Below are 17751 nucleotides of genomic sequence, written 5' to 3'. Positions count from 1 at the left end.
ATAAAGCGCGGAAAAAACCGCCCGAATTGCGTCCGCACCGCATGGCGGCGGTCCCAAGCCCTGCGAAATCCCTATGCTAAACTGGCGCGCCATTGCATGCGCTTGTCCATGCAAACCCTCCCTGCGAAACCTGCCTCCGTCCAACCTGCCGCGTGAATGGTGAGCCGCAATTGATTGAAGAACTGAAGCAACGGGTCAAACTCTTCCTGGCAAAACGCGCCCGCCATACAGGGCGCATTTCGCGTCATTCCGTCAGATACACGATCTTTCTCGGCGGCGCGGTCTGCGTTGCGCTTGGCTCGCTTGCCTTTGCGCGGCTGGCCGAGCTGATGCTTGCCTGGAATACGCGTCTTGTTCATGCGCATTGGTGGAGCGCCTTTCTGCTGCTGCCGTTCGGCCTCGCAGGATTACGCTGGCTGACCATCCGCTATGCCTGGCAGGCGCGCGGCAGCGGCATACCCCAGATCATCGCTGCGATGAACCTGCCGGCCGGCAGCCACGCGCAAGCCGTCCTGGTCTCACTCTTCCAGTCGATGTGGAAGGTCCTGCTCACCGCGGCCGGCCTGCTGGCGGGCGCATCCATCGGCCGCGAAGGCCCGTCGGTGCAAGTGGGTGCGGCCATCATGTGGGCCTGGGGCGATTTCTGGCACGAAAAAATGCGCATGGGACCGGGCTTCCGCTCGGAAGCCTTGATCGCGGCGGGCGCGGCAGGCGGACTGGCTGCGGCATTCAACACGCCGCTCGCCGGCGTGGTCTTTGCCATCGAAGAACTGGGCCGAGGCAGCACCGTGCGCTGGGACCGGATCGTGCTGTCGGGCGTCCTGACCGCCGGTTTCCTGTCGCTCGCGCTGATCGGCAACTACTCCTACTTCCAGCTTGAGAAACCGATCCTGATTCTGAACGGCGCGTGGGGTGCGGTCATCCTGTGCGCGCTGGTCGGCGGCGTGGCCGGCGGCCTGTTTTCCAAGACGCTCATTCATGGCGTACCTGGCTTGCTGCCGCGACGATTCCGCAGCCTGCCGGCGCAGCATCCGATCTACACCGCATTCTTCTGCGGCCTGCTGGTCGCGATCCTCGGATTGCTGGCCGGCGGCACCACTTACGGCACCGGCTACGATCAGGCGGCCGCCTTGCTCAACGGCCAGCCGGCGGACAACCACTGGTTCGGCATCGCGAAATGGGCGGCAACCGTGCTGTCCTACTTTGCAGGCATCCCCGGCGGCATCTTTACGCCATCGCTGGCGATCGGCGCAGGTGTCGGTGACTATGTCGGCATGCTGTTCGGCGGCATGGCCGAGTCGCGCATCCTGGTGCTGATCTCCATGGCCGCTTTTCTGGCGGCGGCCACGCAGGCGCCCATCACTGCCAGCGTGATCGTCATGGAAATGACCCATGGCCAGGACACGATGCTCTATCTGCTGGCGGCGACACTGATTGCATCCTTCGTGTCGCGCCAGTTCAGCCCGCGCCCGTTCTACCACGCCGTCGCCAAGCATTTCCGGCGCGAGGCGGTCGCGATCGAGGAAACACAAAAGAGCGGCTGACCGGAACACCGGCGCCCGCCTCAATAGCCTTCCATCACCGGCAGGTCGCGCTTGCGCGATGTCGCAGGCCCGGCGCCATACACCACCACGGCCAGCACGGCCAGGCACCAGACGATCAGCGCACCCGACGGCAAGTCGTACACCAGCGAAATCGCCAGCCCGGCCGCGTAGCCACCGATGCCGACCGCATAGGCAATGGGCAGGCGCCGTGTGAACGGGTAATTGCGCACCGCCAGGCCGGGGACGATGAGGCTGGCGAAGACCAGGTAGACGCCCACCAGTTGCACCGAGATCGTGACCGCCAGCGCGAACAGCAGATAGAAGGCGAGCCGCCCCAGCCGATGGCGGAAGCGGAACACGGCAAAGGCAATGACGGCGGTTGCGATGGCCGGCACGATCAGCTGGTCATAACGCACCCACAGGATTTGCCCGGACAGCAGGTCGCGCAGATGCTCGCCACCGTGCGGGTTATGCGCGAGCAGCAGCAGGCTGCCGGTGGCCGCGAGGATGAACACCACGCCGATCTGCGCCTCCTGCACTTCCGGCCAGCGCCGCTCGGTCCAGGTCAGCAGGAACGCGCCGAGCACCGCCGCCGCGCCGGCGGCAAGCTGCACGGCCCAGGCCTGTTCGAAGTCGGCCATGCCCGCGACGATCACGCCGAGCGCGGCAATCTGCGCGATCGCCAGATCGATGAACACGATGCCGCGACGCAAGACCTGCGCACCAAGCGGGACATGGGTGGCGAGTACCAGGGCGCCGGCGAGAAACGCCGGCCCGATGATGGACAGGTCCATGGCTTCGAAACTCATTTGGCCGCCTCCAGCAGACGCTGCACGGTGTCGTCGAACAAGCTGAACAAGTCCTTCGCCGCATCGCTGCCGCCCACGGTAAAGGGCGCCATCACCGCCGGCATGTGCGCATGCTCGGACAGCCATTGCGACGCGCGCCCATCCTGATAAGCGGCGCGGATGACCATCTTCGCCGGCTGGCGTTGCAGCTGGTTGACCAGCTCCGACAAGTGCGCCGCGCTGGGCTCGACACCCGGCTTCGGTTCCAGCGTCGCCACTTCGCGCATGCCGAGCCAGTTCAGCAAATAGCTCATGTTCTTGTGGTGGTCCACCACGGGCATGCCGTTCAGGGGCGCCGCCTTCTGCTCCCACTTCTTCATCGCCGCGGCCCAGCGGCCGGAGAAGTCCTTGTAGCGCGACTGGTAGTAAGCGGCATTGCCCGCGTCGATCTCGCTCAGGCGCTTGACGAGGGCATCGGCCACCTTGGCGATATTGCGCGGGTCCTGCTGGATATGCGGATTGCCGGCGGCGTGCACGTCACCCTGGCTGCGGTCGACATGGCTCGGCACTTCCAGCCGCTGCACGTAGCTTCCGGCTTCGAAATAACCTGGCTGTCCCGGCACGATCCTGGCATTGCCGGATTGCTGCAGCAGAATCGGCAACCAGCCGGCTTCCAGTTCCAGCCCGGTGCAGATCAGCAGGTCGGCGTTGCGTGCGCGCGCGATGAGGCTGGGCCGTGCTTCGATGCGGTGCGGGTCCTGCAGCGCGTTGGTCGCACTGGAAACCTTCAGCTTGTCGCCGCCGATTTCCGTCGCCAGCGCGGCCCATTCCGGCTCGCAGGCGAGGACATTGAGCGCTGCATACGAAGGGGCCGCCAATACTGCCGCACATGCGGCGATCAAACTCAATAGAATCTTTTTCATTCTTCACTCCTAGAAGTTATGTGCGCCATGCGCACCCAGGCTCATGATGTACTGGAGAAAAACCTGACGGTCGGTGACCTCGGGGCGCGACCGGTCGCGTGCGAACTGCAGGCGGAAGCGGCTGAACTCCGAAGGGGAGTAGTCGAACATGATGCTGGTGCGCGCGGGCTTGTAGGAGGCCAGGCGCTGGAAATCCGCGGCGGACAAGGCCCCATTGCTCACCAGGCCGATCTCTGGCGTGCCGGCATTCAGCCGGTCATAGCGCAATCCCGTGCGCCATGCCGGACGGAACTGGTAGACGCCCTGCACATACCATCCGGATTGCGCCGATGCGTAAGCGCCTGCCGCCGTGCCGAAGGATTGCGCCAGCGTGTCGTAGGTCAGCGTGCCGCTTTCCTTGCGATGGAAATATTCGCCTTGCAGCTTGAAGTTGGTGTAAGTCGCGTTGCCGTTCGGCGCCCATTTGTAGACGCCATCGACGATCCAGGTGTTGGCATGGCCGCTGATGGCATTGGTCACGCCGGTGCCGCTGCGGTCGATGTCCGCATAGGTCCGGTCGCTGGCACCGGTGCGCAGGTAGGACAGGCCGGCGCGCCAGCTCGCGCTCTCGCCGATGTCGTCGCCCACATGCGCGAACAGCGCGGTGGAGCCGATGCCGTTCTTGTTGCGGTCGTTGCCGGGGAAGGCGGCGCCGCTCCCGGCTTCCATGCCGAGCTCGATGAAGCGCTCGGTCGGCGCCAGCCATTTGAGCTGCAGCCCGTCGGGCTTGAACTGGCCGCCCAGGAAGGCCTGGTACGCAAGCGGCGCATCGACGAAATCCCACACGTGCGCGTGCTGGTTGTTCAGGTAACCGATCGATGACAGGAAGCGCCCGCCGCGCAGGTTGATGCCGCTGGACAAGGCTTTCGTTTCGAAAAAGGCTTCCTCGACGCTGGCCGTGTTGTCGGAAGCAAGGGAGAAAGTCAGCTGCCCGGCGAAGCGCGGATCGACGTTGGCGCGCAGCGTCAGCTCCGACTCGCCGAGATTGAAGCCGCGTTTACCGGGGCCGATTTCATCGCCGCCAGGCACGAAACCCTGCAAGCGATATTGCGTCGGGTCCTGCGACAGATTGGCATAGGTGCCGCCGAGTATGAGAGAGACTTCGGGATTGAAGGCGCTGGCGCCGCCGGTGGCAGCGGCTGTTGCCAGCGTTGGTGCCGGCGTTGGTGCCAGGGGTGGAGCGGGTGCTGTCTGCGTGGCGGCTTGTGTTTCGGCGGCTTGCAGGCGGGCTTCGAGCGCGCGAATCCGCGCTTCGTAATCGTGCTTCATCTGCCGGATTTCTTCGCGCATCTGCGACAGCTCCGGATTGTCGGCAGCCGGCGCGGGCACGCACCATGCAGCCAGACTGGCGGCGGCCACTGCCGACGCCAGGACGGGTCGTTTCATCATGTTATTTCCTGATTGAGAAATGGAATCGGGCCGGCGCATTGCAGGCCGGCGACCAGGCGAAACAGCAATCAGGCGTGGACTGGAGGAGCGCGTGAATCGAAGGCGCGCGGAACGGGCGGGAGTTGCGCGGCGAGCGGGATGTCGGTCCCCGTCTCGCTCGGCATGGCCAGCAAGACCAGCGGGGGCGGCGAACCGGCGAGGCCGGCGCCGATCGCCGCAAATGCCAGGCACTGCTCGCACTGCAGTTCCGCCGGCAATTGCTTGTCCTGCACCTTGCCGGAAGTTGTCGCCGAAGAGAGGTGCGAAATCGCGTGCGTGATCCCGAGCTGCTGCGTAACCAGCAGAAGCACGAAGGCAAATTGCGCAAGAACTCGACGGGCGTTCACTCAGTCAGGGGCGAAAATGGTGCAACAGGATCGGTACACAAGCTTGAACCGTTGCCCGCAATAATGATAGGTGAGCAGATTATAGCAACGAGACGCGGCAGCACGTTCATCGCTCCCGCAACCGTTACATCATTACCCGCCAACAAGACCGGCGGCGATGTTGATCGTCAGGCCAATGATGGCGGCATTGAACAGGAAGCTCAGCACGGATTGCGCGAGAGCCGCCTTGCGCAACGATGGCGAGATGATGCTGATGTCCGAGGTTTGCGCGGCCACGGCGATCGTGAACGAAAAGTACAGGAAATCCCAATAGCTGGGCTTGGGGCTGTCCTCGGGGAAACGAAGCGGCTTGGCGTCCGGCGCGGCGCGGTAGTACTGGTGGGCATAGTGGAACGTATAGATCGTACCCAACAGCAGCCAGGAGCCGAACACGGTGGACGCCGTGAGGATGTAATGGAACAGCCGCACGCTCCCCGATACGTGCCGGGCGGATGCCAGCTCCGCCACGATGGCAATCAGGCTGAGCAGCGCGCCGAGCGACATCACGGCCAGCACAAACACTGCATTGTTATCTTCCTGCTTGGCAAGGCGGTGCATGCGATTCTCGTCGCTTCGCGCCACCAGCCAGGACATCAGCACAAGATAGGCCCAGACGGCGGCATTCCAGCCTACAAGCGCCCGGGCTACCGCCCCCCAGGCCTGCGGAACGGTAATGGCAACGACGGCGCCGGCCATCAGGGAACTCATCAGGCGCGGGTGGGAGCGAAGGAGTTGCAGGCGTGGATGCATTGCATCTGACACAAGTGGCGATGCCCTATTGTAATCAAGTTGCGACGGCGGCTTCCTGAAAGGCTTCGCCGCCGATTCACAGCGTCTGATCCATCTCCACCGACGGACAACTGTCGGGCGGCTGATGCCGCACCACGCGCGCCGGCACCCCGGCCACGGTGCAATGCGCCGGCACGGCTTTAAGGACGACGCTGCCGGCGGCGACCTTGCTCATCATGCCGATTTCGATGTTGCCGAGGATCTTCGCGCCCGCGCCTATCATCACGCCGTAACGGATCTTCGGATGCCGGTCGCCGTGTTCCTTGCCGGTACCGCCGAGGGTGACGTTCTGCAGGATGGAGACCTTGTCTTCCACCACGGCGGTTTCACCGATCACGATGCCGGTGCCATGATCGAGCATCACGCCGCTGCCGATGCGCGCGGCCGGGTGAATATCGACCGCGAATACCGCCGATGCCTGGTTGGACAAGGCGAACGCGAGTTCGGATCGCCCGGCTTGCCAGAGCGCATGGGCAATGCGGTAAGTCTGCAGTGCATGAAAACCCTTCAGGTTGAGCAGCACATGCAGGGAATCCGGGCAAGCGGGATCGCGCTCTTTCACCGCCGCAAGGTCGGCGGCAATCTGCGCCACGATGGCCGGATGCGCGTGCAGGATGTCTTCCATCAGGGGCCGCAGCGCAGTTTCGGGAAACTCCTCGCAGGCGAGGCGGCGCGCCAGCACGGCCGCCACGATGGCGACCGGAGAGGCATGCGCGAGTATCAGTGCGTGCAGGCGCGCTTGCAGGATCGGTTCGTGCCGCACCAGGTCCTGCGCGGCACGGCGAATGTCGTGCCAGACGCCGTCGTCCTCGCGTGTCCCTGGCATTGCAGCCTGGTCGGGCTGTGCGACATCGGCTTCTGCTCTGTTCATGATGATTCTCCTGGTTGCGTTCATGCCCGCATAAAACAAAATGGCCGCAGTTTTTACCTCACTGCGGCCATTGGAATCTGACGAAAAACGCACGCGCTAGTCGGCAAGCCCCTCCGGCCGCCGGCGACAACAAATCAGGGTGGAAACAACTGGCTTGCTCATGCGTCTAAACAAAAAGAATATATGCTTATACGAAAACTGATGTTTAGCCATTAAAGCATATTTTCCGGATTTCGGCGCAAGTGCCGCGCAGTGCAATTTTTGCTGCACGCCCCGTTTTTCAGTCACCATGAAAACTTTACGCATAGGCCTGATCGCGGATACCCACGGATTGTTGCGGCCGGAAGCCCGGGTCGCGCTCAAGGACGTGGACCTGATCATTCACGCCGGCGACATCTGCAACGCCGAAGTCTTGCATGCGCTCCAGCAGATCGCGCCCGTCGTCGCCGTGCGCGGCAATAACGACCGGGGTGCCTGGGCCGAGGCGTTACATGAGCGGGAAACCGTCACGGTCGGCGGCGTCGCCATCCATGTCGTGCATGATCTCGCCGATCTCGACCTCGACCCGAAAAGCGCCGGTGTCCAGGTGGTCGTCAGCGGCCATTCCCATCGGCCCTCGCTGAAAATGGATGGCGGCGTCCAGTTCGTCAATCCCGGCAGCGCCGGTCCGCGCCGCTTCAAGTTGCCGATTTCGCTGGGCTTTCTCCGCATCAGCAACGGCAGCGCGCGGGTGGAACTGCAAACACTGGAAGTGGATTAGCAGGCCTGCTAATTGCTTCATGGCCCGACAGCCATTCCTGACGGATATGCCCGATCCTGATTCATGGTAATGTGCCATCACCTCAACACCCCGGAAAGGATGCCCGTGAAATTTTGCCTGCCTTCGCAACTCGCCTCCGCCGCCTTGTGCATGGCTGCACTCTCGTTGACAGCCTGCGTCGATTCCGCCTCGACCGCCAGCACAGCCACCAAACCCGTCGCCGCATCAGAGTCCTCCAGTTCCTCGTCTTACGATCCTGCAAAGATGGATCTGAAACCCGTGCCGGCAAAAGTGACGTCCGAAAGGCATACGGGAGCCTTTGCCGAAGGCAGCGCGCTCAGCATGGGACCGATACTGAAACCGCTCGACCCGTCGCCGGTGAAGACGATACGGCTGGACACCACGCACAAGATCATCGATCTCGCGCCGGGCGTCAAATTCAGCGGCTGGACCTTCGGCGACCAGGTGCCGGGGCCGACAGTGCACGTTCGCGTCGGTGACCGTGTCAAGTTCTCGATGACGAATCGCAGCGACGAGCCGGTGCCCGGTCCGCGCATGACGGCCGCACCGATGATGCATTCGATGGATTTTCATGCGGCGATGGTTTCGCCGGAAGACAAGTATCGCTCGATCGCGCCGGGGCAAACCATGGAGTTCGAATTCACGCCCAATTATCCCGGCGTCTTCATGTATCACTGCGGCACGCCGATGACGCTGGAGCATATCGCATCGGGCATGTATGGCGCCGTGGTGGTCGAACCGCGTGGCGGCTATCCGACCAAGGCGGACCGCGAATACGTGATCATCCAGAGTGAGTTTTACGTCAAGCAGGCACCCGGCAACGCAAAGGTGCAAGGTGTGCCGCTTTACGTGCTGGACGGCAACCGCTTGCGCAACGCGCAGCCGACCCACACGGTGTTCAACGGCGTGCACAACGGCATGATGCGCACTCCCCTCCCCGCCAAGCCGGGCGAGCGCGTGCGCTTGTATGTCCTGAACGCCGGCCCCAGCAAGACCTCCAGCTTCCACGTGGTGGGCGCGATCTTCGACCGCGTCTGGATCGAGGGCAATCCGGACAATCAGTTCCGCGGCATGCAGACCGTGCTGCTCGGCTCGTCCAACAGCGCGATCGTGGAATTCGTGGTTCCCGAAGAGGGTTCCTATGTGATGGTCGATCACCACTTCGCCAATGCATCGCAGGGCGCGGTCGGCCTGATCAGCACCGGCGCCGCCGGCGAGCATGCCGTCGAGCATCACAATATCGCCGCATCGCGCACGCCGACCGATCCCGACGAAGTGCAAGGCAAGCTCCAGTTTGAATCGAAATGTCTCGCATGCCACGCGATTGAAGGCGGCAAGGGCAAGAAGATCGGACCTGACCTGGCCGGCGTGACCAAGCGCCGCACCGATGAATGGTTGCGTCGCTGGCTCAAATCCCCGGAGGACATGCTGGCCAAGGATGCGGATGCCAAAGCGCTGCTCCAGCAGTACAACAACCTGCCGATGCCGAACCAGAATCTGTCGGACAAGGAAATTTCCGACTTCATCAAGTATTTCCACTGGATCGATGGACAGCCGGCACACGATCATGGAGAAATGGAGAAAGGGAAATCATGATATCCCTGGGTAGGGTCGCGGTGACTTTGTCGCTGGCGGCATTCTGCACCGCGGCCTTGCCCTGCGGCCACTGCGTGGAAGACAAGGTGGCTGCCGTGTATGACCATGCGGAACTGATGCGCGCCGAAGCGGCACATCATCATGTGGCCTTCTGCGCGGTCGAGGGCAATCTGCCGGCCGATGAAAACGCACAACGCAACATCGCGCGGACCGTCGAGGCAATAGCGGGAGTCGATCGCGGCAGCATGCGCATGTCGGTTGAAAACACCGCGCTGGCATTTACCTTCGATCCATCCAGGATTTCGGTCGACAAGGCGGTCCGGGCGATGAACAGGAAAGTTGCCGCGCTCGGTTTTCGTCTTGAACCGATCCGCGTAATGGAGCGTACGGCCGAGTTGAAAAAAGTCGAGGCGGCATCACCAGGGCGCCGCCCTTGAAGAAGTTCCACGTAAGAATTGCAAGACACGGTAAAAACGCGCAGCACCATGCATGACGCGCGGCATGTGCGCCGGTTCGCCACCGGCGCACATGCCCCTTTCTGAAATCCGCCGCAACACTACTGCCGGCGGGGCGCGCGGCTTGCATCATTCAATGCATCACCCTTCGTCCTCTTTCCCTCTGGATTTTGGCATCCTTATTGCTGTGCCCGAATATCTCGGCATTGGAGGGATAGTCCATGCAAGGCACTGCTCTGTACGGCCCGCTCAAACTCGTCAGCCTGCTGATAGTGATCCTGATGCTGGCGGCCATCGTGTATGGCGGCTACATCTCGATCAGCTACTGGTCCGGCATCGGTGTTTGACAGGAGGCGCGGCATATGAACAAACGACAAACCCGCCTCTTCGCCATCGGCTCGACCGCCATCCTCGCGCTGGCCTTCCTCGGCATGACCATCGACACCCATCGTCAGGTCGACAAGCTGACCAATGCGGAAAACCTCACGCCGCAGGTGATTCATGGCAAGGATGTCTGGCACAAGTACAACTGCATCAACTGCCACACCTTGTTCGGCGAGGGCGCGTACTATGCGCCCGACCTGACCAAGATCACGCAATACCGCGGCGCGCCCTATCTGCGCGCCTACCTGCATGACCCCTCCAAGTTTTACAACGAGGAACGCCATCGCCGCCTGATGCCGAAGCAAAATCTGGCCGACAATGAAATCAACGACCTGCTCGCCTTTCTCGACTGGGTCAGCAAGGTCGATAACCAGGGCTGGCCGCCGCGCCCCATCCTGGTGACAGGTTCGACCATCCCCGGCACCGGCGCCAGCCCGGCGCAGCAGCAGAATCCGGCCGGCACGCCAGGCGGCGCGCAGAAGGCACCAGGCGCGCGTCCGGTCACTTCCGGCGACGATCCGGTCGCGCTGGGTGAGACCTTGTTCCATTCGTCGCCGCCCGGCTGCTTCGCCTGCCACTCTGTCGTGCCCGGCGTGAACCTGGTCGGCCCCTCGCTCTCCGGCGTGGCGACCCGCGCGCAGCAAATAATCAGCTCCGGCGAGTACAAAGGTGCGGCGAAGGACCCGGCCGCCTACATACGCGAGTCGATCGTCAAGCCGAGCGCGTTCCTCGTTCCCGGCCCGACCTTCTCCGCGAACGGCCAGTCCTTCATGCCGGACACCTACGGCAAGGATCTCAAGCCGGAGCAGGTCGATCAGCTGGTCGCCTATCTGATGAGCTTGAAATGACAACCCGGGTCTAGAGAGTGTTACGAAAGGGAGAACTGCAATGCGATATCGGTCCCAGGCAGTAGCGTATTGGTACTTCGCGGTGGCGATGGTGCTGTTCGGATTGCAGCTCGTGTTCGGGCTGCTGTCGGCCTCGAAGTATCTCGGCCCCGATCCCTTGCTGTACATCCTGCCCTTCGACGTGACGAAGATGATCCACACCAATCTTCTGATCGTCTGGGTGCTGACTGGCTTCATGGGCGCGACCTACTGGATGGTGCCGGACGAGTCGCGCACCGAGCTGCACAGTGTCAAGCTCGCGTATATCCAGCTGATCCTGTGGGTGCTGATGGGGGTGAGCGCCGTGATCGGTTACCTGTTCCGCTACGGCACCGGCAACAAGCTGCTGGAGCAGCCGCTGCCGCACAAGATCGTGATCGTGATCGTGATGCTGATGTTCCTCTACAACATCGGCATGACCATCCGAAAATCCGGGCGCTTCACCACCACCGAAGGCGTGCTGCTGCTCGGCCTGGGCAGCGCGGCGCTGCTGTACCTGCCTTCGCTGATCGACTTCCGCAACTACACGATTGCCATCTTCTATCGCTGGTGGACCATCCACCTGTGGGTGGAAGGCGTGTGGGAAATGATCCAGGGCGGCTTCCTCGCGTATCTGCTGATCCGGCTGTCGGGCGCCGACCGCGAAGTGATGGAGAAGTGGCTGTACGTGATCGTCGGCCTCGTCTTCATCGCCGGCATCATCGGCACCGCGCACCACTATTACTGGGTCGGCGTGCCGCATTACTGGCTGCCGATCGGCGGCTTCTTCAGCGCGCTGGAACCGCTGGCGCTGATCGGCATGGCGATCTATGCCTACTCCGCGATACGCCGCTCCGGTCTTGCGCATCCCAACGTGCTCGCCTTGCACTGGACCGTGGGCAGCGCGGTATTCACCATGTTCGGCGCCGGCCTGCTCGGACTGGCGCACACCTGGCCGAGCGTGAACAAGTGGACGCACGGCACCCTGATTACCGCGATGCACGGCCATGCCGCGTTCTACGGTGCGTACGCGATGATCGTGCTGGCGATGATCAGCTACGCGCTGCCGGCGATGACCAGCGAGCGCAGCGAAGGCGGCAGCAGCGTGGGCTTCTGGGCGTTCTGGCTGCAACTGGCCGGCATGTTCGGCATGACGCTGTCGTTTGCCACGGCCGGCATCGGCCAGGTCTACCTCGAGCGCATTCTCGGCCTCGGCTACCTCGACACGCAGCTGCGCATCCAGGTGCACTTCGTGATGCTGATCGTGACGGCGTCGCTGTTTACCATCGGCGTGGCGCTGTTCATCTGGGACTTCTTCCGCAGGGCGCCGCGCTTCGACCTGATTGAAGATGTTGCGCCGGCGGGCGCAGGCCGGGCCGGAGCCATGCCGTGAGCAAGGACTGAACAGGCATGCAGATCGCCGCCATCCGGCCGGCCGACGAGCCGTTCTATGTGCCCTCCGGCGACGAAGTGCGCATCTTCGAGCAATGCCATGCACGCAACCTGGCGGTCATGCTGAAAGGCCCGACCGGCTGCGGCAAGACGCGCTTCATCGAGCACATGGCATGGCGGCTCGACCGCCCGGTCATCACCATCTCCTGCCACGACGACCTGACCGCGAGCGACCTGGTCGGCCGCTTCCTGATCCGCCATGACGGCACGGTATGGCAGGACGGGCCGCTGACGCGTGCGGTGCGCGAAGGCGCGATCTGCTATCTCGATGAAATCGTCGAGGCGCGCCAGGACACGGTGGTGGTGCTGCATCCGCTCACCGATTACCGGCGCGTGCTGCCCGTCGACAAGACCGGCGAACTGATCGAAGCAGCCGACGGATTCCAACTGGTGGTGTCGTACAATCCCGGCTATCAGCGCATGCTCAAGGATCTGAAGCCGAGCACGCGCCAGCGCTTCGTCGCGCTCGATCTTGGCTTTCCTCCGGCGGAACGCGAGATCCGCATCATCGAACATGAAAGCGGCGCCGACCGGCCCACCGTGCACGCGCTGGTGACGCTGGGACAGCGCCTGCGCGCGCTGCAGGATCGCGGCCTCGCGGAAGTGCCAAGCACGCGCCTGCTGATCGCCGCCGCGCGCCTGATCGCCAGCGGCATCGAAGCCAGGCAGGCATGCTATGCCGCGCTGGTCTCGCCGCTGTCGGACGATGCCGCGCTGGCAGGCGCGATGCGCGATCTGGTGGATGCGACTTTTGTCTAAGGATGTTAATTCAGCGTAGATGTCCACGGAAAACACGGAATACACGGAAAAAAACCTTGGATATCTTGCTGTTTGTGGACAAGGATTTCTGATCTGCGGCGGGGGAATTATGGATATCCGCGAAAGACAAAAAGATTGGGTGTTCTTTCCGTGCCTTCCGTGATTTCCGTGGACATCCAAACCGCTCCTGGCACATCCATTAAACCCTACTGGACGTTCTGCTACTGATGGCCGAAGCCGAAGACGTGCTGGTCGATGTCGCGCATCATGCGACGGTGTACGCGCAAGACCTGTGGCGCCGCCACCGCCCGTCGCACGCGAACACGCCATCGTTCAGGCTCAACGATGTCGCGCAACGCATCAGCCTGTTGCTGACCGCCGTGTTCGGCAACGCGCCGCCGCTGCGCGCGGCCCAGCCGCCACCGTCACCGACCTTGCTGCAGACCTTGTTTCGGCGGCACGAACAGCCGCTGTCGCAACAGGCTCTGGCGGCCACCGATGGCGACACCATCTGGCTGCCCGCCGAGCTGCCAGTGCCATCGACGCACACCGCGCTGGAACGCTATCGCATCCTCGCCCTGCAACAGGCAATGCGCGCCACGCGCGGCGGCGCGCATCCATTGCCGTCTACGGCGACGGCGCTGGAGCGCGACCTCTACCTGCTGCTGGAAGCGATTGCCGCCGATGCCGCGCTGGCACGCCTGCTTCCCGGTCTCGTGCAGGGGCTGAATGCCTTGCGGCGCGACGCGCTGGCGCAACGTCCTGCACCGGAGCGCTTTGCCGCAGGCCGGCAAGGGCTCGAAGCATTGTTGTGCAGCATCTTGCGCACTGATTGCCGCACAGCGCCGCCGGACTTGTCCATCGCCTTCTCGCCTGCGGAGGCATGGCGACAGGCGCAATCGTTGGCTGCGAGATCGGATCCCGCGCTGCAACGCATCCGCCATCCGCTCTGCAAGGATCTGTGGACCGGCGAGTTCAAGTGCCCGCCCTCTCCATCCAACGCAATGGACGCGCGAAGCACTGATCTTGCCGAAAAAAGCGACAAGGCCCCGCGCAGTGCGCGCCTCGCTCGCCGTCCCGAAGTGCGCGAAGCGGCCGAGGACGAAGACGATCAGCGCACCGGTCCGTGGATGGTGCAGACCGCGCAACCGCAAGAGCACGCGGAAGATCCGATCGGCATGCAGCGGCCCACCGACCGCGATGAATCGACCGCCGCCGAGGACTTCGCGGATTCGCTCTCCGAGCTGCCGGAAGCGCGCCTGGTATCGACGCCAGGCCAGCCGAAGGAAGTGCTGCTGTCGGACGATCCGCTGCCGTCGCGCACAAGAACTGCCGCCGCCGCAACACCCGGCGACGCAGCCACATTCACCTATCCCGAGTGGGACTACCGCATCGGCGCCTACCGCGAACCGGGCGCACGGGTTCATCTGCTGCCGGCATCGCAGGGCTCGCCGCAATGGGTGGCCGCGACGCTGGCCGAACACCGCGCGATGCTGGACGCGATCCGCCGCCGCTTCGAGATGCTGCGCGCCGACCGCGTGCGCCTGCGCAAGCAGATCGACGGTGCGGACATCGACCTCGATGCCTATATCGACAGCCGCGCCGATTTCCATGCCGGCCGGCCGATGGCGCAGGGTCTGTATCAGACCTGGCGCGCATCCCGGCGCGACATGGCGATTGCATTGCTGATCGATGTCAGCGGCTCGACCGACGCATGGGTGTCCGCGAACCGGCGCGTGATCGACGTGGAACGCGAAGCGCTGCTGCTGGTGTGCATCGCGCTGGAAGGCATGAACGAACCCTTCGCGGTGCACGCATTTTCCGGCGAGGGGCCGGACAAGGTGACGGTGCGCAGCATCAAGGATTTCGACGAGCATCACAGCGATGAAGTCGCGCAACGCATCGCCGCACTGGAACCAGAGCACTACACCCGTGCCGGCGCCGCGCTACGCCATGTCACCGCAAGCCTGATGCGGCAAAGCGCGCGGCACCGCCTGCTGTTGCTGCTATCGGACGGCAAGCCGAACGATGTCGATGACTACGAAGGCCGCTACGGCGTGGAGGACATGCGCCAGGCGGTAACCGAAGCAAAATTGCAAGGCATCTTCCCCTTCTGCCTGACCATCGACCGGCAGGCCGCGAACTATCTGCCGCAGGTGTTCGGTGCGCATCAGTACGCGCTGCTGCCTCGGCCGGAACTGCTGCCCACCGTGCTGCTGGATTGGCTGAAGCGATTGGTCGCAGAGTAAGGCGGGATGTCAGATGCCGGCGTACCACTGGTAACCGTTGCCGTCTTCCCAGTAGCCGCCCTTGCCGCCGCCAATCCTGTCCAGGCTCTCGACCAGTTCGATGCGGCTGAGATACTTCGCATGCTTGTAACCGAGTTGACGCTCCACGCGCACCCGCAAGGGCGCACCATTGGCAATCGGCAGCGCGCTGCCGTTGAGGTCGTAGGCGAGGATCGTCTGCGGATGGAAGGCGTCATCCATGTCGATGCTTTCGTAGTACTGCACCGAGCCGGGACCTTCCATCGGATCGGCGCAATGGAACACCACGAAGCGTGCCTCCGGACGTGGATGTGCAGCGTCGAGCACGCGCCCCAGCGGGACACCCGTCCACTTCCCGATCGCGCTCCATCCTTCCACGCAATCATGGCGCGTGATTTGCGTGCGGCTCGGCATGGCGCGCAGTTGCGGCAGCGACAGTTGCAGAGGATTTGCCACCAGGCCATCGACCCTCAGTGCCCAGTCCCTGAATCCGTTGGCGGCTAGCGCCTGATAGGCCGGATTTTCCGGATTGCTGGTGCCGTTGCTGCGAAAGCGCGGCGACAGGTCGGCTTCGGTGAATTCCTGCGCCATCGTTGAGCGTGGCAGCAATGCCTTGTGCGCGGCGCGGCTCAAGCCCTCGCCCGCCGACAGCACTTGCTGGAACCATTCGGCCCGGCTCAGCCGGTCGCATCCGGCCATGCCCAGCACCGCGAGCGCCTGCAAGGACCGTTGAAGGAATATTCGCCTAGGCATTCTCATGACGCGCTCCCGTGGCGGGTTCCGGCTCGATATCGTAGTAGCCGGTGATCATCGACCGCAGATGGTTCCACAGCCCGCTGACAATCACTTCGAACACATGAATCAGCACGAACGCGACCAGCATCCATGCGATGATGAAGTGGATGGTGCGCGCCGACTGTCGCCCGCCGAACCAGTCGACCCAACCCGTGATCGCGCTATCGAGCATCGGCGACATCGCCATGCCCATCAGCACGATGAGCGGAAGCAGCACGAAGATGACCGCCAGGTAAGCCAGTTTCTGCAGCACGTTGTAACGCCTGGCCGCCTCACCCCGCGGATGGCGAAACAGAAGATGGTCCTTCACCGATGCGCCGATGCCCTTCAGCTCCTGTTTATCCGGAGCGAGGTCGCGCGCAAGATGCCCGCTGAACACTGCATACAGGATATAAGCCAGCCCGTTGAGGACGAACAGCCACGCGAAGAAGAAATGCCACTGCCGCGCAAATGCCAGCGAGTAATAACCGGGAATGGTGATCCACGACGGAAAGGCATGCAGGTTCGGCGCGCCGTCCGCGCCTGCCGAAACGCCCAGCACACCCGTGGTATCGAACTGACGACTGCCGATGCGCAGGATGCCTCTGGGCGCAGGCGCGGTGTCGAGCGAATCGATCTCCAGCACCGCCGGCCTTCCGCTGTAAGACGAATTACCCCAGTAAAGCGCCGGATGCGCATTGAAGATGGACAGGCCGCTCATGAACAGCACGGTGAGGCACAGCACATTGATCCAATGCATCAGTCGCACCGGCAGGCGATGCCGGTAATACAGGCTTGTCCTGCGCGGTGGCGACATGACTGCGGAAAGCGTTTTTTGCATGATGAACACAAATCGGTGAGAACGCCTCACGGACAGGCGTGAACAAAAACCCAGCCACCGATGGATGCGGCATGAGACCATGATTTGAATAGTTCACTATAGGGCAGGGACGCGTTTACGCCAGTCCGCACATGCGCAGATTCGCTCCGGGAAACATTGCGGCGCGTCGTTTCCATTTGTCATGCGCGAGCCCGCCGTCGTGAACTCCGGGGCTGTATTGGCCGTCGCAGCAATAGGGCTGCTTGCATCGCCCGCCTACTGGGGAGGAAATCAAGGTGAAGGCACTTCAACGAAAAAATCAGATCGCAGGATCGCGAACGCAGCGTGCGCCTCGCAACGCGGCTCAGCCGGCGCGGCCATCGCCGCCGGGGCAGGTCGTGATGGTACTGCAAGGCGGCGGCGCGCTGGGCGCCTACCAGGTCGGTGTGTATGAAGCACTGCACGAAGCCGGCATCGAACCGGACTGGGTGATCGGCACGTCCATCGGCGCGATCAATGGCGCACTCATTGCCGCCAATCCGCCGCAACACCGGCTGGAACGCCTGAACGCTTTCTGGCAGCGCATCGAACAGGACCCGCGCGGCCCGCTGCCCTCGCTCTGTTTTCCGTTGCTCGGCAATGCCGCGATGAATTGGTTCACGCTGGTCGCGGGCATTCCGGCCTTCTTTGTTCCCAACCCCATGGCCCTGCTCGGGCAGCATGCGCAACTCGGCGTCGAGAACGCGGCGTATTACCTGACATCGCCGCTGCGCGACACCCTCGCCGCACTGCTCGACCTCGACTATCTCAACGCGCGGCACACCCGTCT

At 63.2% G+C, this 17751-nt stretch carries 18 protein-coding genes; 10 read left to right on the top strand and 8 right to left on the bottom strand.

Features of this window, described 5'->3' with window-relative positions; all coding sequences use genetic code 11:
• Window positions 1-152: 152 nt before the first annotated feature.
• Entirely contained in the window at window positions 153-1544 is a 1392-nt protein-coding gene (locus tag VJ651_RS20445) for a chloride channel protein (RefSeq protein ID WP_324109196.1), read from the top strand.
• Window positions 1545-1564: 20 nt separating this feature from the next.
• Here the strand turns inward: VJ651_RS20445 and VJ651_RS20440 are convergent, their stop codons facing one another.
• From VJ651_RS20440 to cysE, 6 genes are all read right to left on the bottom strand, one after another.
• Window positions 1565-2353, bottom strand: coding sequence for a metal ABC transporter permease (locus VJ651_RS20440; protein WP_324109195.1), 789 nt, complete (start codon window positions 2351-2353; stop codon window positions 1565-1567).
• Window positions 2350-3255 carry a metal ABC transporter substrate-binding protein gene (locus tag VJ651_RS20435; protein ID WP_324109194.1) on the bottom strand — a complete coding sequence of 302 codons (906 nt, stop codon included), beginning with the start codon at window positions 3253-3255 and terminating at the stop codon, window positions 2350-2352. Before VJ651_RS20435 ends, VJ651_RS20440 begins: the two co-directional genes overlap by 4 nt.
• A gap of 9 nt (window positions 3256-3264) precedes the next feature.
• The gene (locus VJ651_RS20430; protein ID WP_324109193.1) at window positions 3265-4683 is read right to left on the bottom strand and encodes a hypothetical protein; all 1419 of its coding nucleotides are present in this window, start codon (window positions 4681-4683) and stop codon (window positions 3265-3267) included.
• 68 nt (window positions 4684-4751) lie between these two features.
• Window positions 4752-5033, bottom strand: coding sequence for a hypothetical protein (locus tag VJ651_RS20425; protein WP_324109192.1), 282 nt, complete (start codon window positions 5031-5033; stop codon window positions 4752-4754).
• Between the two features lie 168 nt (window positions 5034-5201).
• Entirely contained in the window at window positions 5202-5816 is a 615-nt protein-coding gene (locus tag VJ651_RS20420; protein WP_324109191.1) for a DUF1345 domain-containing protein, read from the bottom strand.
• 118 nt (window positions 5817-5934) lie between these two features.
• Window positions 5935-6768 (bottom strand): serine O-acetyltransferase, encoded by an 834-nt coding sequence (gene cysE, locus VJ651_RS20415; protein ID WP_324109190.1) that lies wholly within the window; start codon window positions 6766-6768, stop codon window positions 5935-5937.
• Between the two features lie 289 nt (window positions 6769-7057).
• Here cysE and VJ651_RS20410 point away from each other — a divergent pair, with 289 nt between their 5' ends.
• The 8 genes from VJ651_RS20410 to VJ651_RS20375 all read left to right on the top strand — a co-directional run bounded on the left by VJ651_RS20410 (window position 7058) and on the right by VJ651_RS20375 (window position 15310).
• The gene (locus tag VJ651_RS20410; protein ID WP_324109189.1) at window positions 7058-7528 is read left to right on the top strand and encodes a metallophosphoesterase family protein; all 471 of its coding nucleotides are present in this window, start codon (window positions 7058-7060) and stop codon (window positions 7526-7528) included.
• Between the two features lie 150 nt (window positions 7529-7678).
• Complete coding sequence (locus VJ651_RS20405; RefSeq protein ID WP_324109307.1) at window positions 7679-9145, top strand: multicopper oxidase domain-containing protein; 1467 nt, start codon at window positions 7679-7681, stop codon at window positions 9143-9145.
• Window positions 9142-9582, top strand: a complete 441-nt coding sequence (locus VJ651_RS20400) for a hypothetical protein (RefSeq protein ID WP_324109188.1) — start codon at window positions 9142-9144, stop codon at window positions 9580-9582. The genes VJ651_RS20405 and VJ651_RS20400 overlap by 4 nt, the downstream gene beginning before the upstream one ends.
• Window positions 9583-9821: 239 nt before the next feature.
• A complete protein-coding gene (locus VJ651_RS20395; protein ID WP_324109187.1) occupies window positions 9822-9947 on the top strand; it encodes a hypothetical protein in 126 nt (41 codons plus the stop codon).
• A gap of 15 nt (window positions 9948-9962) precedes the next feature.
• The gene (locus VJ651_RS20390; RefSeq protein ID WP_324109186.1) at window positions 9963-10832 is read left to right on the top strand and encodes a c-type cytochrome; all 870 of its coding nucleotides are present in this window, start codon (window positions 9963-9965) and stop codon (window positions 10830-10832) included.
• Between the two features lie 40 nt (window positions 10833-10872).
• Window positions 10873-12243: a cbb3-type cytochrome c oxidase subunit I gene (locus VJ651_RS20385; protein WP_324109185.1), complete on the top strand. Its 1371-nt coding sequence runs from the start codon at window positions 10873-10875 to the stop codon at window positions 12241-12243.
• A 17-nt stretch (window positions 12244-12260) separates the two neighbouring features.
• Entirely contained in the window at window positions 12261-13061 is an 801-nt protein-coding gene (locus VJ651_RS20380; RefSeq protein ID WP_324109184.1) for an AAA family ATPase, read from the top strand.
• 227 nt (window positions 13062-13288) lie between these two features.
• The gene (locus VJ651_RS20375) at window positions 13289-15310 is read left to right on the top strand and encodes a nitric oxide reductase activation protein NorD (RefSeq protein ID WP_324109183.1); all 2022 of its coding nucleotides are present in this window, start codon (window positions 13289-13291) and stop codon (window positions 15308-15310) included.
• 9 nt (window positions 15311-15319) lie between these two features.
• Here the strand turns inward: VJ651_RS20375 and VJ651_RS20370 are convergent, their stop codons facing one another.
• Window positions 15320-16081: a molybdopterin-binding protein gene (locus VJ651_RS20370; RefSeq protein WP_324109182.1), complete on the bottom strand. Its 762-nt coding sequence runs from the start codon at window positions 16079-16081 to the stop codon at window positions 15320-15322.
• Entirely contained in the window at window positions 16074-16943 is an 870-nt protein-coding gene (locus VJ651_RS20365; RefSeq protein WP_324109181.1) for a cytochrome b/b6 domain-containing protein, read from the bottom strand. Before VJ651_RS20365 ends, VJ651_RS20370 begins: the two co-directional genes overlap by 8 nt.
• 380 nt (window positions 16944-17323) lie before the next feature.
• Between VJ651_RS20365 and VJ651_RS20360 the strand changes: the two genes are divergently transcribed.
• Window positions 17324-17751, top strand: a 428-nt coding sequence (locus VJ651_RS20360) for a patatin-like phospholipase family protein (protein WP_324109180.1), incomplete at its 3' end; no start/stop codon positions are given.

This window comes from Noviherbaspirillum sp. (genome assembly GCF_035254865.1).
GTDB lineage: Bacteria > Pseudomonadota > Gammaproteobacteria > Burkholderiales > Burkholderiaceae_D > Noviherbaspirillum.
The sequence above is the reverse complement of the archived record's forward strand: the minus strand, read 5'-3'. Positions and strand labels throughout refer to the sequence as shown.